This is a genomic window from Lentibacillus kapialis, from assembly GCF_014646635.1.
Classification (GTDB): domain Bacteria; phylum Bacillota; class Bacilli; order Bacillales; family Amphibacillaceae; genus Lentibacillus; species Lentibacillus kapialis.
The window spans coordinates 61,077-77,409 of record NZ_BMNQ01000002.1; the positions used below are offsets into that span (position 1 = coordinate 61,077).

Below are 16,333 nucleotides of genomic sequence, written 5' to 3' on the forward strand. Positions count from 1 at the left end.
TTTTCTATTCGGACAGACACAATACCCGCATCTCCTTCATATAGTTACTATATAGGCAATCACCCAGTCAGTGTCATAATCCAGGGAGGTGCATTATATTTGTCAGGCATTTTGAGTTTTCTCGGCCTGCTAATTAAAGAAGCATTATTTTTTGTCTCCTATGTTAAAAACCATGCTTTTCCTCAGCCTTTGTCACCGAAAGTTGAAGCGGAATATATCAGGAAAATGCAGGAGGGTGACGAGAACGCCCGAAACAAGCTGATTGAGCACAATTTACGACTCGTTGCTCATATCGTCAAAAAATTTGAAAATACCGGAGAGGACATGGAAGATCTTATTTCGATTGGGACCATCGGGTTAATTAAAGGAATCGAAAGCTATTCGTCCGATAAGGGAACGAAACTGGCAACCTATGCGGCCAGATGCATTGAAAATGAGATCTTAATGCATTTGCGGGCATTAAAAAAAGTAAAAAAAGATGTTTCGCTGCACGACCCGATTGGTCAGGATAAAGAAGGGAACGAAATTAGCCTGATTGATATTCTTGAAGCTGAGAATCAGAATATCATTGAATACATTCAATTAAATATGGAAATTGAAAAGATGAATGATTACTTATCCATCCTTGACAGCAGAGAAAGAGAAGTGATTCTGTATCGTTACGGATTGAATAATTATAAAGAAATGACACAACGGGAAATTGCCGATATGCTGGATATATCACGAAGTTATGTTTCACGTATAGAAAAGCGAGCCTTGATGAAAGTTTTTCATGAGTATTACCGAAAAGAATATAGACAGACATAGAGTACGGGGTTCTGGCCCGTATTCTATGTCCCCCCTTCTCTACCCTAGTGCTGAGCCGGTATTGATGACTTTAAAATGAGTTGAACCATTCATGCATTATAGAGCTGCCAAATATACTTTACCGATTCCGGATTTCATGAATACGGTATCACACCTTATTCAAATCGCCATTTCTGATCATTTTTTTTCAGTTTTTCTACTTTCACAGGCTGCCATCCTTCATTCAGCACCCATTTATTATAGACACGGTACGTTTCAGTCTCGTCAGAATCCGAAACGGTATTCACCACTTTCCCATCTCCATTGCGCTCAATCCACCACATGGTGAAATGATCCTCGTTCAGCCCTGTCGCTTTTGCTACTGCTTTTTGCATCTCCTCTCTGTCCTGAGAGCCCTCATTATAATCTATCGAATGCGGTTCAGACTGTTTTGTACCCACAGGCTCCCAGTCACCTGTGTAAGCTTCTGCGACATTATCATCAGAAGGCTCAACCTGTTCAGTCTCCGTTTCTTCTGTATCAGAGCTTCCGGTGGATTCGGATTCTTCTTCAGGACTGTCCGTTTCAGGATCAGGGTTATTTTCAGCCGATTCATCCTGCTCTTCCGATGCTGAATTGGAATCAGACTTTTCTTCCTGCGATGACGATTCGCTTGTTTGGCTGTTTTCTGGCTCAGTATTACCGCCGCCGAAGATTAGCAACCCTAGTAACACAATTACTAAAAAACTTCCCAATAAAGTAAACATGGATAAAAGTTTTGTGTTTTTCCTTCGTTTTTCATATTTATTAACACGCGAGCTCGACATGGGGTGATCCCTCCCATCTGCTATCACCTTTTATGGTATCATATTTTTCAAAAGATGCTATATGTCTTTTAACCATGTTTTTCTTATAAGGTCATCTATCATTTATACTTTTTGATGTTATTAGAAAAACTCGGCATTCGCCTCGTCTTATAGTGAATGCCGAAGCTTTTCTTATAAGGTCATCCATATTTTATACTTTTTTGACGTTATAAAAAAAAGGAACTATATATGGCTCTATAGTTCCTTACTTCATTATACAGCGTTCACACATGCTAGGTGTATTAAGGCGATTTATTCAACCTTTTCAATTCTTACCATGATATCCCCGGCAGGCGTGGTTACAGATACTTCTGTTCCGGCTTCCTGACCAATCAGACTCTTAGCCATCGGTGAGTCATTAGATATTTTACCTTCAAACGGATCCGATTCGGCACTGCCGACGATTGAATATGTCTCTTCATCTCCATCAGGCAACTCTTTAAACGTAACAGAACTGCCCAAAGAAACGATATCCGGATTCTCATTATCATTTTCGATGATAACAGCATTGCGAATCATTGTTTCAACTTGTGATATGCGCGACTCGACAAACGCCTGTTCATCCTTGGCAGCATCATATTCAGAGTTCTCGGACAAGTCACCAAAACTACGGGCAACCTTTATACGCTCTACAACTTCCTGTCTTTTTTCCGTTTTTAGATGTTGCAGTTCCTCCTCCAGTTTATCTTTCCCTTCCTGAGTCATGTAATAACTTTTCTCTGTAGCCATGAACATTTACACTCCTTTTACCTTCAGTACAGCATAAACCGTATTGACATAAATGGTTACTAGCAACTACTATGGCAGATTTAATTTAGATTTTCAATACTTTTCAATGTGAATTTTGCCTGGTTCGCGACAGAATCTTTTCAATTTTGGTAGCCATGATATCTATGGCGACATGATTTTGACCGCCTTCCGGAATTATGATGTCAGCATAACGCTTGGTTGGTTCGACAAATTGAAGATGCATTGGGCGGACATTGTTCTCATATTGGTCAATAACCGAATCCAATGTTCTGCCCCGTTCTTTAATATCTCTTAATAGCCTGCGTATGATACGGACATCAGCATCCGTATCAACGAATACCTTAATGTCCATTAAATCCACCAAACGGGGATCTTCCAGTATCAGGATACCCTCGAGTATGATCACCTCTTTTGGTTCTACAGTGATTACCTCTTTTGAACGTGTATGCATTTTGTAGTCATAAACCGGCTTTTGAATCGTATGATGGTTAATCAGTTCATTGACATGGCTAATAAGCAAGTCATTGTCAAATGCCAACGGATGATCATAATTGGTATTCAACCGTTCTTCAAAGGGTAAATGGTTTTGGTCTTTATAATAATAGTCCTGTTCGATAACAAGAATGGTTTTATCATGGAAACGTTGACAAATCGAACGGGTGACGGAAGTTTTTCCGCTTCCGGTACCGCCGGCAACCCCAATGACAACTGGTTTCTCAGGCATGGGTTGAAAGCAGCTCCTTTCCTTCACTGTTTTTGCTGATTGCAATGCCATCGCCAACAGGCACGATAGTGGTTGTGAAATCCGGATGATTAATAAGCCAATCATTGTATTGACGGATTTTTCGGGCGATTTTCTGATATCTTGAATGTTGTTTTTCTTCATCCGCTACATACCCTTTAAACAAAACATTATCAGTTAATATAAATCCATCGTTCGTTAAAAGCGGAGCAGAAAGTTCAAAAAATCGGCGGTATTGACTTTTTGCAGCATCAATCAATACCAGATCAAATGATTCAATTGGCATGCCCTTCAACTCATCAATCGCATCTCCATGTATGATCCGTATATGATCCTGTTTTCTTCTTTCATTGATATTCCGCACAGCCTGTTCATATCGTTGTTCGTCTTTTTCAATGGTTACAATGTGCGCCTTCGGACCTGCCTCCAGCATTCTTAACGCTGAATACCCGACAGCCGAACCAATTTCCAGGATGGTTTTAGGCTTTGTCAGCCGTATTAATTGCATGACAAATTGTATACTCACTGCATCCATGATAGGGATTCCGTCCTGATGAGCCGTTCGTTCAAGTTCTTTAATACGGCTGTCTTCTTCCGGCAATGTTTGTAATAAGTAATCTGTTAACACCTCATCCATTTGTTCACCTTCTTTACCGTAAAAGCAAATAAATAAAAAGCAGGAAATGCGGATAGAGTTAACACCGCACTTCCATTTTTTAATCTATATACTTCTTTTTTAATTTGTTATGCGCTTTATTTGTTTCTGAGAAATGTATATTCCCTTCTTCATCATGAAGGAAATATAGGTAGTCCGATTCCTTAGGGTCGACAGTTGCCTTCAGTGACGATTTAGCAAAATTTGAGATCGGTCCAACGGGCAGTGAATTAATGTGGTACGTATTATATGGTGATTCCACTTCAAGATCTTTGTGCGATACTTTATCTTTATGTTGCCCAAGAGCATACAGCACTGTCGGATCTGTCTGCAAGGGCATTTCTTCATCAAGCCTGTTATAAAATAATCCGGCAATCTTCTTACGCTGTTTTTCAGAACTAGCTTCATTTTCAATAATAGATGCCATTGTTAAAGCCTCATGTACTGATAAATCCTGAGCGGAGATTTCATCCAGGTAAGGTGTGACAACGCTGACTGTTTTTTTAAGCATACGGCTTACAACTGCTTCGATGGAGGGTTTCTCGTTATAAAATCGATATGTTGCTGCAAACAGATATCCTTCCAATGGTGTTCTGATCTCCGGATTTAAAATATCGTCTGTCAGAATCTCAGGATATGAATCGATTAGTGCTTCAATATAGTCACGATTATTTACCTTTTTTAGAAAGTCTTTTTTGCTGAACGGCATTTTATTGGCATATATCTCAGCAATTTCATCGATTGATTTCCCCTCAGGTATTGTGATGGTATATAACGGATCTTCCCTGACTTTTCCGTTGTGCAATGCTTGAATAATGTTGTCAATCTCCATGGAAGGGGAAAAAGTATATTTACCTGCCTGGAATTCAGTTTCGTTATTTATCTTTGTATATACGCGAAAGACAATGTCATCTTTGATGATACCATTTTCTTCGAGGATTGCCGCAATCTCCGATGTTGAGGAACCCATCGGAATTTCAATGGCAACATCCTTATTGCTGTCAGGATCAACAGGTTGCAATGCAGATTTTATATAGAAATATGCCGATATGCTACCGACAATAAAAATAAGCAACAGTGAAATAATGATAATTGCAGCTATCTTTCGAACCATTTTGGCATCTTCACTGCGCTTTAACAAATTTTCCTTGTAATTTCCCGACATTTTCTTTTTGGACATCCGTTTCCCCCCTTCACCCGCTTTATTATACTAAAAAAAATAGTAACAATCTATCATGAAATGTCCAAGTGAAATCCGACTTTGCTTCGTCCGTTAGAGAATGTCGTTTGAACTTTGGGAAAAGCTCGGCATTTTCCTCTTAAAGAGAGAACACCGAAGCTTTACTAATAAGGTCATCCATAATTTAGACGTTCTGACGTTGCAAAAGAAAAACTGATATCATCAAGATATCAGTTCATATTAACCGATTCTATCTTCACTCGCCATTTTCTTCATCAATCAATGTATGCAGTGTTTCTTCAACCATATCCCATTCCTCATCAGATTCAATGGGAAAAAGAGAAAGGTCGTCATCATCTTTTTTCTGTTCTTCGTATCGGAAAGCATACACTTCCACTTCTTCATCTTCCTTTTGCTCCGCCGGAACGACAGCCAAATAGGAATTTCCCGTTTGATCAACATCAAATGTGAACAGCACTTCAAATAGGTGCTCTTCTCCATTTTCATCAGGTATGATAATCCGTTCATTTTCTTCAAGTGCCATTAGTATTCTCCTTTTTTACGGTTTTTGATCCAGATAAGTTTGCAGGATCATAACCGCTGCCATTTTATCAATCACTTTTTTTCTTTTTTTCCTGCTCATATCAGCTTCAAGCAGAACACGTTCGGCTGCAACGGTTGATAAGCGCTCATCCCAAAGCACCACTGAAATGTCATGAACCGCCTCGAAATGTTCTGCATATTTCTTGGATGCTTCACCGCGCTCACCAATCGTTCCATTCATATGTTTAGGAAGTCCAATAACAGCCTTCCCAATAACCTGATCAGCTATAATCGTTTTGAGTTGTGCATCAGCGGAAGTGACATCCTGTTCATCCCATTTAATTGTCGTAAGCCCCTGTGCTGTCAGGCCCAAAGGATCACTCACAGCAACTCCTATTGTCTTGGAGCCAACATCAAGCCCGATAATTTTCATTCAGTTTTCCTTCTGTTGTTCCTCAAGGTAAAACTTTACGACTTCCTCAATGACCTCATCACGTTCCACCTTGCGAATCAAATTTCGTGCATCATTATATCTCGGTATATATGCAGGGTCACCGGATAATAAATAGCCAACTATTTGATTGATTGGATTGTAACCTTTTTCTTTAAGCGCACTGTGTACAGTGAACAGGATTTCTTTAATGTCCTGATCAAAGGGCTCTTCCGAAAAATTGAATTTCATTGTTTTATCAATAGAGCTCATAGTGACACCTCATTCCATATATTATACTTTGACTTCTATTTTAACATGTTTATCATTTATATTATATCTTTTTTACCAGATAGGTAAAGGTTTTCTACTTTTTTAATTGTTGTGTTACATAGTGTTTGACACTATTAAGGGCGTCATTAATTTTATCCGGATTTTTCCCGCCTGCTTGAGCCATATCGGGACGGCCGCCGCCGCCACCGCCGCAAATTTCAGCAGCTTGTTTGATCATATTACCGGCGTGAAGACCTTTTGCAGTCAAGTCTTTAGTCACACCTGCAGCCAATTGAACTTTCCGATCATTCTCCGCTGCCAGCAGGATTACTCCTGATTCAAGTTTTTGTTTCAGTTCATCCACCATATTCCGGAGCTGATTCATATCCTTCACACCAACCTTCTGAGCGAGTACTGTGACACCAGCAACAACTTCACTATTTTCAATGATAGAGGAGGCTTCCTGGTTAGATAATTTTGCATTAAGTGATTCATTTTCCTGCTGCAGTGATTTGATTTCATCATATAATCCTTCAAGGCGGTCAAGGAGACGATCGTCATTCGTTTTCAAAAGATCAGCAGCTGATTTCAGTATGCCCAGCTTTTCATTCACATAGTCGTAGGCCTGTCTGCTTGAAACAGCCTCGATTCTTCTGGTTCCGGCACCAATGCCTGTTTCAGAGGCAATTTTGAATAGACCGATTTCACTTGTATTTCCTACATGACAACCGCCACAGAGTTCAATGCTGTATTCGCCAATTTGGACAACTCTTACTATGTCGCCATATTTTTCACCAAACAAAGCCATAGCACCTATCTCTTTAGCTTCTTCAAGCTTCATACGATCAATGACAACTGGAATCGAATCCCAAATTTTTTCATTGACATTTTGTTCAATTTGGTCGATCTGTACCTGATTCACGGAGCTAAAATGGGAAAAATCAAACCTTAGCCGATCTGGTGTTACAAGGGATCCTGCCTGATTAACATGATCACCGAGTACATCCTTCAGAGCCTGGTGCAGCAAATGCGTTGCCGTATGATTTTTCACAATCCCGGAGCGGAAAGCTGCTTCCACGGCTGCTTTTACATTTTCACCCGTCCTAAATGCGCCTTCTTTAACATGAACCTTGTGTACATGTTGACCTTTTGGTGCTTTTTGGACATCTACGACATATGCGGATGCATTATCTGTATAAATCCAGCCATTATCAGCAATCTGACCGCCGCTTTCAGCATAGAAAGGTGTTTCATTCAAGAAAATGTATACATTTTCACCTGCTATTGCCATATCAGTCATTTCTTTTTCTTTGATGATCACGTTGACTAATGTTTCAACTTCAAGCTTATCATATCCGACAAACGTACTGTTTGTTTCCACTTCACCCAGTACACTGTCCTGAATCTGCATTGAATCAACTTTTTGTCGTGCATTTCTGGCTCGTTCCCGCTGCTTTTCCATTTCGTGTTCAAATCCTTGCTCATCGATAGTAAAATTATGCTCAGCGACATATTCGTCCGTCAATTCTTTCGGAAACCCATACGTATCATATAATCTGAACACTTCAGCACCAGGAAATACCGTGCTTCCTTTTTGTTTTTCTTTTTGCATAATATTATTCAATATGGAAAGCCCATCGTTTAGCGTTTCATGGAATCGCTCTTCTTCTGTTTTGATCACGTTTTCGATATAGGTCTGCTGTTTAAGCACTTCCGGGAAGTAATCCTCCATAATTTCGCCAACGGTTGGTACCAATTTATACATAAATGGATCATCAATTCCAAGCTGTTTGGCAAAACGCACGGCTCGTCGCAATAATCTGCGCAGCACATAACCTCTTCCCTCGTTGGACGGCAGCGCTTTGTCACCTACCGCAAACGATACTGTCCGGATGTGATCGGCAATCACTTTAAAAGCTGTATCATCATCTTCTTTTTGTCCGTATGGTTTGCCCGAAATAGTTTCCACTTGACGGATAAGCGGCAGAAACAAATCGGTATCAAAGTTTGTCGGTGCGTCCTGAATAACGGATACAACCCGTTCAAGTCCCATTCCGGTATCAATATTTTGCTTTGGCAGCGGTGTATACGTATGGTCAGGATTATGGTTGAACTGGGAAAAGACCAGATTCCAAATTTCAAGATAACGCTCGTTTTCGCCGCCCGGATAAAGCTCAGGATCAGTTGGATCATTCCCGTAACGCTCACCGCGATCATAAAAAATTTCCGAATTAGGGCCGCTTGGTCCCTCCCCGATATCCCAGAAATTTTCCTCCAGTCTGATTATCCGTTCTTCCGGAATCTGTATATCGTGAAGCCAAAGTTCATACGCCTCATCATCTTCAGGGTGAACGGTGACAGATAGAAGCTCAGGTTCAAACCCGATCCATTTGTCACTTGTTAAAAATTCCCATGCAAACGCAATGGCTTCTTTTTTAAAATAGTCCCCAATCGAGAAGTTCCCGAGCATTTCAAAAAATGTGTGATGTCTTGCCGTAAACCCGACGTTTTCAATATCATTTGTGCGTATTGATTTCTGCGCATTCACAATCCGCGGATTTTCCGGAATGATGCGTCCATCAAAATATTTCTTCAACGTTGATACGCCGCTGTTTATCCACAGCAATGTCGGATCTTCTTTGGGAACCAGCGATACACTCGGCTCTACCTGGTGTCCTTTTTCTTCAAAATAATCCAGAAACATTTGCCTGACTTGAGCTGATGTTAACTGTTTCATCATCTTTAACCTCCACGATTCATTTTTTCCAATAAAAAAATCCCCTCTCTGCTTACTTTAGAGACGAGATTGTTCGCGGTACCACCCTAATTACGAATGAGTTCTTCATTCATCACTCTGCATTGATAACGGTACGAAACCGACGGGTATTAACCGTACTCAGGTTTAGCTTCCATGACTCGACAATCAGGATTCTTCCAGCCCATTGAAATCCCTCTCTGGAGAGTTCAGAGTAACAGTTCAGGATCACTCGCTTCATTGATAAGCGGCGCTCATCCTATCAACCATATCCAGACTCTTTTGAATGGAGGCACATGTACTCGTAACCTTCAGTGTATTTTCGCGTTTGATTTGCTGTTAGTATAGACAACAATTTTAAAAATGTCAATTTTTTGTTCTGACGGATATAACATTCGACATGATAACATTGACAACAGCTAGTACCGGAACAGCCAGAATCATTCCAATCACACCGTTTAATTGACCACCCAATAGCAGAACAAAAATGATGGCAATCGGATGGATATTAATGCTTCTGCCAACAATATAAGGCGAGAGCAGATTACCGTCAATAACCTGAATAGCAAAAATACCCGCCAGCACAATCAGAACCAGCTTACCGGAAACAGGTGCGGTTATAGCAATTGCCGGAATTGCCCCAATAATCGGACCAAAATATGGAATTATATTTGTCAGACCCATGGTAATCGACAGTAACAAAGTGTAAGGAATATCCAAAAGTTTAAACAACGTAAAAGATGCACCCGCGACAAATAAACAAACGATAAGCTGTCCACGTATATAGCTTCCCAGTCCTTCATCAATAGATTGACAAAGAAGTCGGGTTCGTGTGTGGTATTTTCCGGGAATCCAGTTTTTGACGTACTTTTTTATACTGTCAAAATCCTTTAGAAAGTAAAAGACTAGAACTGGTATGACAGTGATGACAATAATCATATCAAAGATTTTGGTGAAACTTCGAACCAAGTCCGTCAGCAGGTTCTCGATATATGTCTCCGCTTCGGATATCAAACCATCCATCCTGTCATGTACCGTTTCAGGCAAAAAGGATGTATACTCATAAAGGCGGTAAATGAATTCGCGATACATCTCAATCAATTGAGGCAGTTGTTCCTGCAGATCACTGATTTGTTCTATGACAAGCGGATAGATCCGATAGCCTAAATAACCGGCTCCACCAAAAAAAAGCAGGTATATTAATAAAATCGCCATACTTTTCGGCAGACCGTGCTTGTGCATTTTCTGAATAACCGGATAAAGCAAATAAGCAATCAGAACAGAAATCAAAAAAGGGAGCAATAGATGCCACAGGAAAGAAAAAACGGCATCATACACAGGGAAAAGTTTAACTAGTAAATAAATAAATAAAAACGAAAAAATACCGGTTATAATCCAAAAAAGAAAATTCAGTGGTTTATGATCACGTAACATACTCTGCCCCCCCTTAGACCAGAGTGGGCTACCAGTACCATCGAATTGTCCGTTCATCTTCTGTGAACAAATCATCAAGAGAACTTAATGAACCATCTGCTTCAACTTGATGAATGGCGAGTCTTTCATTAAATACGGTCAATTCAATGAAGCAATTCCAGCAATAGAACTGTTGTGTTCCAATTTTCCCTATATCTTTGCCTTGGCAATTCGGACATACCAACATAGAAAAAGCTCCTTTTTACCCCAACTTAACGGGTCAGCCCCAACTGACCATATTCGATAGGCAAATACTCAGTCGGCGGCAACTGTCGTTAAGATCCGATTCTGTTCAACTAACATTCTGGGAGAGCAGGAAGAATTTCTTCCATTGAATGAAGTTTCACTTTATTGTTCTATGCTTGTCCAAATTCCAAAAAAATATACATGGTATTCACATAAAATCGTATGGCGTTATTTCTTCCTCTTCCACTTCTTGAACGTGAGCTGAATCAAAATTCTGCAAACGTTCACGAAGCTGCTCCTTTAGCGACGTGAACCGCTGATTGGAGTCTAATGTTTTAATTCCTCGTAAAAATGCACGTTTATCCCCGCATATAATCAGTGACTTCTTGCTTCTGGTTATGGCTGTGTAGAGCAAATTCTTCTTCAGCATACGATGATATGCTGAGACCACCGGCATGATAACAATTGGAAACTCACTTCCCTGTGATTTATGGATAGAGATGCAGTAGGCGTGCATGATATTCACGTAATCCTTTCGCTCATAGACAACTTCTCTTCCATCAAAATCCACAACAAGCTGTTCTGTGTGATCAACGTTTTCATCTTCTTCAAAGATAGCAACAACGCGACCTATATCACCATTATATATAGCATCTTCGGGCTGATTAATTAGTTGCAATACTTTATCACCAATACGGAACACGGTCTCTTTTGTTCGAACTTCCCGTTTCTCAGTTGATGAAGGGTTTATGAGAGACTGCAAATGGCGATTGATTTCCGTTATACCTGTTTGTGATCGGTACATTGGCGCCAGGACCTGAATGTTTTTCAGATCGATTCCTTTTGCTTTTGCCCGCTCAAACACAGCAGTAACAATATCAATCAGTCGTTTTTCGCTGCAAGAGATAAAACTGAAGTCCCTTGCGTTCTGCAACACATTTCGATCACACGCGTCCTGCTTAATCAAATGGGCCAATTCGATTATTTTTGAGCCTTCCTTTTGCCGATAGACTTCATGGAGACTGACATATGGAACCTGTCCACTTGAGATCAAATCAGCCAGAACTTGTCCGGGACCGACTGATGGTAACTGATCCTCATCACCTACAAGCAATACTTGCATATCATCCGGAATGGCTTTGAACAGACTGTTGGCAAGCCAAATATCAACCATGGAAAACTCGTCAACGATTAAATATTTCCCTGCCAATTGCTCATGCTCATTCTTCTCAAAACCATTTTGCCCGTCCCACCCCAATAAACGATGAATCGTAACTGCCGGAAGACCTGTTGATTCGGTTAAACGTTTGGCCGCTCTTCCTGTAGGTGCTGTTAAAATAAAGGGATAATTTGTTTCAGAATCATAGTCTTTTGGATCAGATGAGATACTATGTATTTCTGCGTAAGCATTAAGAATTCCTTTGATGACGGTTGTTTTGCCCGTTCCAGGACCACCGGTAACAATCATTAACTTTGAACTAAGCGCCTGTTGAATGGCCTCAAATTGTTCTTTGCCGTAACTTAATACTTCTTCTTCTTCGATATGGCCGATAATTTTCATCAATTCCGCTAAAGGGATATCATGTTCAACAGGTTTGGAAATCAACCGCATTAGATTGGCTGCAAATCCGTCCTCAGCGTAATATAGTGATGGAAGATACACATTCCCACCGCTCATGATCACTGTTTTTTTCTGATTTAGTTCCTCAAGACGATTGGTAACCATCTCACTTGTTAGCGTGTCATCAGGGTTCACCAGTAAATCAATCACCTGCCTGAGACATGTTTCAATAGGCAAATATACATGGCCATCCTGTACATTTTTTTGCAGTACATAAATACACCCCGCGCCGATGCGGTTTGGATGTGTTAGTGATAAACCGTTCTCCCGGGCTATATGGTCAGCCGTCTGGAAGCCAAAGCCTTCAATATCAAACACATACTGATATGGATCTTCATTTAATACATGAATAGCTTCGTCCTTATATTTCTTATAAATCTTTTGAGCCATCTTAAGACCTATTCCATAGGCGGACAAATAAACCGCAATATGCTCGAATCCTTGGTTTTCTGCCAACTTCTCGGCAAGCTGATCGGCTTTATCTTTTTTTAAGCCGGGAACATTCGCCAATACCTTCGAATCATTTAAAATCCTGGAAATGGCATTATCTCCAAGTGCCGTGACAATTTTTTCTGCCGTTTTTTTACCGATTCCATGGAACATATCGCTCGAAAGGTAAGCAATCAATCCATCTTTTGTGTCAGGAATAAACGTTTGATAAGAAGAAACTTTATATTGCAAACCAAATTTAGCATGCCGTTCAAAATTCCCATAAAAATAATAGGCGGCTGTTTCCTGGAGATCCGAAAAATAGCCTTTCATAACAATATCCTTCTCGTTGTAATCTTCATTTGTTTCAAGTATTTTAATTTTGGCGATGGAGAAGTTTTCTTGATCATTATGAAAAATTGTATACAGCAGTTCTCCTTTTATGAAACCCCGCTCCTGATGAGATTGTTCATCCGCTACCATACGAATAACCTCACTAACTTACATGTCGGTATTATCCCATACCTCCATGATTTGTTTTTTAGCATTTGCTGCCAGGGCATGCTCAGGCTGTACCGCCAATGCATGATTGAAATGATCTAATGCTTCAGATAGATTTTCCTCATATAGAGCAACGACACCCAGATTGTAATGTGCATCGCTATGGTTACTATCCAGCTCCAGAACTTTTTGAAAAACAGGTTTGGCTTCGTCAATATGCTCACTTTGTGCTAATGCCAGCCCGTACTGAAACGTGAATTCTGTATCTTCCGGGCTTAGATCTGTTGCACGCATTAAATATGGGAGTGCCAGTTTAAATTGCTCTTGGTGAAAGAATGTCATGCCAAGCAGATAATATGCATGAGCCTCTTCAAGGCCAATCTCAATTACTTTTAATAAATTTTGCTGAGCTTTTTGGAATTCAGATTTTTCATAATAGAGATTACCCAGTCCGTAATAAGCAGTAGCTGCATGTTTATCCAGTTCAATTGCTCGTTCGTAAAAACGCCGAGCACGTTCTGCATCATTTATATGCAACAATAAATTACCGAAATTAATATATCCGAGCGGATCTTTTGGATTTTCTTCTATAATATCATTAAACAGTTCGGCTGCTTCCTCGTACTTCTGCTCTTTCATAAGCTCAATCGCTCGTTCATTTTTATCCATCAACTCACCTCTCTTCCGGATATGTAATACGCGTTCACACTGTATGTAACGAGCCCGTAGTCCCCCAAATGGGAGATGACGGGCCATAAATGTTTACTTCAGAAAGGTCCCCCGCTGAAGGGTAGTTTCAATTTACCCAACGTAATCCAAATAATATTCACCCTTGATGATGTTATCAATCGTTCCGCCCCCCAAACAAACTACGCCATCATAGAATACCACTGCTTGTCCCGGCGTGATTGCCCGCTGTTTTTCAGAAAACTCAACATATACTTTCCCGTTTTCCATCTTGGTAACCGTAACAGTGCTGTCATTCTGGCGATAACGGAATTTTGCTGTACATGAAAATGCACCATCAGGAACGGTGTTAATCCAGTTGACATCCGATGCAATCAGTCCGTCCGAATATAGTTTCTCATTGTCAAACCCCTGACCAACATATAATACATTTTCGTTCAGGCTTTTGCCGACGACAAACCATGGTTCCCCTGCACCGCCGATTCCTAATCCTTGGCGCTGACCAATAGTATAATACATGAGTCCATCGTGTCGTCCTTTTTCAATGCCATCCAAAGTTTTCATCTGACCAGGTTGTGCTGGCAAATATTCACTCAAAAAGTCCTTGAAGTTTCGTTCGCCAATAAAACAAATGCCAGTACTGTCCTTCTTTGTGGCAGTTACTAAATCATGATCCTCCGCGATTTTTCGTACGTCGTTCTTGTTAAGATGCCCTAACGGGAACATCACTTTCTCCAGCACATCCTCCGATAACTGGTTCAGGAAATACGTTTGGTCCTTGTTGGCATCAATGCCGCGCAACATTTCATATTTACCATCATTTTCTCTCACTCGTGCGTAATGACCCGTCGCCAGGTAATCTGCTCCAAGTGACATAGCATGCTCAAGAAATGCTTTGAATTTTATTTCTTTATTGCACATGACATCAGGATTCGGTGTCCTTCCTGCTTTATATTCATTAAGGAAATAGGTGAATACCTTATCCCAGTATTGCTTTTCAAAGTTGACCGCAAAGTATGGGATATCCAGCTGATTGCAGACCCTTACAACATCGTCATAATCTTCAGTGGCTGTGCACACACCATTCGCATCTGTATCATCCCAATTCTTCATAAAAATGCCGACAACATCATAGCCTTCCTCCTTCAGAAGCAACGCTGCTACAGAAGAATCAACGCCGCCGCTCATTCCAACCACCACACGTGTATCGTGTTTATTCTTCATGTTCTCACCACTTTCTAATTCGTTACCCTTTTGACGATATTGGCAACACGATTGGCTGCCTCAATCACGTTTTCCTTCGTATTGGAGGAGCCAAAGCTGAACCGGATTGAATTGGTTGTCCGTTCGTGATTCTCGCCATACATAGCTGCAAGCACGTGAGAAGGCTCTACTGATCCCGCAGTACATGCACTGCCGCTCGATGCCGCGATTCTTTCCAAATCAAAATTGGTCAGCAGCGACTCCACGTTGGTACCCGGAAAACTGAGATTGATAATCGAGGCAATTCCTTGCTCCGGCTCACCGTTTATTTTATAGGTTACACCATTATCAGATAGCTGCTTCATAAATTGCTCTTTATAATCTCTATACCTTTGTTTTCGTTCTTTCTTTTCTGCCATAAGCAGTTCAACAGCTTTTTGAAAACCTGCTATGGACGCAACGTTTTCAGTACCCGGACGGCGCTTCCTTTCTTGTTCTCCCCCAAATTGCAGTGCTTCGATTTTTACATCTTTCGAAACGTATAAAAAACCGATGCCTTTCGGGCCGTTGATCTTGTGGGAAGAAATCGTTAGAAGATCAATATCTGTTGCGTTAACGTTAACATCCAATAACCCAAATGCCTGTACTGCATCAGTATGAAAATAAGCCTGGTGATCCTTTAACACGTGTGCAATCGCTTCAATTGGCTGGATTATACCGGTTTCGTTGTTAACATACATGACTGATACTAAAATGGTTTCGTCCCTCAAAGCTTCTTTTAAGTCATCGACATTAATATGACCTGTTTCATCAACCGGGAGATACGTTACTTCAAAACCCTGTCCCTCCAGATATTCAGCTGTATGAAGTGCAGCATGATGCTCCTGAATTGTCGTAATGATGTGGTTCCCTTTTTCTTTATTAGCGACGGCGGTACCGATCATGGCCAGATTGTCTGCTTCAGTTCCGCTACTTGTAAATACAAGCTCTTTTTCATTAGCATGAATACTTCTGGCTATCGTTCTTCTTGCCGTATCAAGATATTGTCTGGCTTTTCGGCCAAATGAATGCACACTGGATGGGTTTCCAAAAACCTCTGTCATTACAGGGATCATGGCTTCTACCACCCGCTGATCCATTGGGGTCGTTGCGGCGTGATCCAGATAAATATACTCCATTTTTATTACCCTTTCCGGATTCTTACTATTTCAGATACAGATTGCAGTCATCCCCGAGCAATCCGTCTCTATTAG

General features: G+C 40.7%; 16 protein-coding genes. 1 reads left to right on the top strand and 15 read right to left on the bottom strand.

Annotated elements, in window-relative coordinates; translation table 11 throughout:
• Positions 1-99 precede the first annotated feature (99 nt).
• Positions 100-807: an RNA polymerase sporulation sigma factor SigK gene (gene sigK, locus IEW67_RS01385; protein WP_188631261.1), complete on the top strand. Its 708-nt coding sequence runs from the start codon at positions 100-102 to the stop codon at positions 805-807.
• Between the two features lie 155 nt (positions 808-962).
• On the opposite strand, the gene IEW67_RS01390 is transcribed toward sigK, so the two are convergent.
• From IEW67_RS01390 to IEW67_RS01460, 15 genes are all read right to left on the bottom strand, one after another.
• Positions 963-1,613 (bottom strand): YrrS family protein, encoded by a 651-nt coding sequence (locus IEW67_RS01390; RefSeq protein WP_188631262.1) that lies wholly within the window; start codon positions 1,611-1,613, stop codon positions 963-965.
• A 291-nt stretch (positions 1,614-1,904) separates the two neighbouring features.
• Entirely contained in the window at positions 1,905-2,381 is a 477-nt protein-coding gene (gene greA, locus IEW67_RS01395) for a transcription elongation factor GreA (protein WP_188631263.1), read from the bottom strand.
• 103 nt (positions 2,382-2,484) lie between these two features.
• Positions 2,485-3,126 (bottom strand): uridine kinase, encoded by a 642-nt coding sequence (gene udk, locus IEW67_RS01400; RefSeq protein WP_188631264.1) that lies wholly within the window; start codon positions 3,124-3,126, stop codon positions 2,485-2,487.
• Positions 3,119-3,781, bottom strand: coding sequence for an O-methyltransferase (locus IEW67_RS01405; protein ID WP_188631265.1), 663 nt, complete (start codon positions 3,779-3,781; stop codon positions 3,119-3,121). Before IEW67_RS01405 ends, udk begins: the two co-directional genes overlap by 8 nt.
• Before the next feature lie 79 nt (positions 3,782-3,860).
• The gene (mltG, locus tag IEW67_RS01410; protein ID WP_188631266.1) at positions 3,861-4,979 is read right to left on the bottom strand and encodes an endolytic transglycosylase MltG; all 1,119 of its coding nucleotides are present in this window, start codon (positions 4,977-4,979) and stop codon (positions 3,861-3,863) included.
• A 256-nt stretch (positions 4,980-5,235) separates the two neighbouring features.
• On the bottom strand, positions 5,236-5,523 hold the full coding sequence (locus IEW67_RS01415; RefSeq protein ID WP_188631267.1) for a DUF1292 domain-containing protein: 288 nt from the start codon (positions 5,521-5,523) through the stop codon (positions 5,236-5,238).
• Positions 5,524-5,538: 15 nt separating this feature from the next.
• Positions 5,539-5,955, bottom strand: coding sequence for a Holliday junction resolvase RuvX (gene ruvX / locus IEW67_RS01420; RefSeq protein WP_188631268.1), 417 nt, complete (start codon positions 5,953-5,955; stop codon positions 5,539-5,541).
• Complete coding sequence (locus tag IEW67_RS01425; protein WP_188631269.1) at positions 5,956-6,225, bottom strand: IreB family regulatory phosphoprotein; 270 nt, start codon at positions 6,223-6,225, stop codon at positions 5,956-5,958.
• Between the two features lie 94 nt (positions 6,226-6,319).
• The gene (gene alaS, locus IEW67_RS01430) at positions 6,320-8,962 is read right to left on the bottom strand and encodes an alanine--tRNA ligase (protein ID WP_188631375.1); all 2,643 of its coding nucleotides are present in this window, start codon (positions 8,960-8,962) and stop codon (positions 6,320-6,322) included.
• 384 nt (positions 8,963-9,346) lie between these two features.
• Positions 9,347-10,414 (bottom strand): AI-2E family transporter, encoded by a 1,068-nt coding sequence (locus IEW67_RS01435; RefSeq protein WP_188631270.1) that lies wholly within the window; start codon positions 10,412-10,414, stop codon positions 9,347-9,349.
• A gap of 28 nt (positions 10,415-10,442) precedes the next feature.
• Complete coding sequence (locus IEW67_RS01440) at positions 10,443-10,640, bottom strand: YrzR-like zinc ribbon domain (protein ID WP_188631271.1); 198 nt, start codon at positions 10,638-10,640, stop codon at positions 10,443-10,445.
• Positions 10,641-10,847: 207 nt separating this feature from the next.
• Complete coding sequence (recD2, locus tag IEW67_RS01445; protein ID WP_188631272.1) at positions 10,848-13,172, bottom strand: SF1B family DNA helicase RecD2; 2,325 nt, start codon at positions 13,170-13,172, stop codon at positions 10,848-10,850.
• Positions 13,173-13,190: 18 nt separating this feature from the next.
• On the bottom strand, positions 13,191-13,859 hold the full coding sequence (locus IEW67_RS01450; protein ID WP_188631273.1) for a tetratricopeptide repeat protein: 669 nt from the start codon (positions 13,857-13,859) through the stop codon (positions 13,191-13,193).
• A 132-nt stretch (positions 13,860-13,991) separates the two neighbouring features.
• Positions 13,992-15,101: a tRNA 2-thiouridine(34) synthase MnmA gene (mnmA, locus tag IEW67_RS01455; protein WP_188631274.1), complete on the bottom strand. Its 1,110-nt coding sequence runs from the start codon at positions 15,099-15,101 to the stop codon at positions 13,992-13,994.
• 14 nt (positions 15,102-15,115) lie between these two features.
• Positions 15,116-16,258 (bottom strand): cysteine desulfurase family protein, encoded by a 1,143-nt coding sequence (locus tag IEW67_RS01460; RefSeq protein ID WP_188631275.1) that lies wholly within the window; start codon positions 16,256-16,258, stop codon positions 15,116-15,118.
• Between the last annotated feature and the right edge of the window lie 75 nt (positions 16,259-16,333).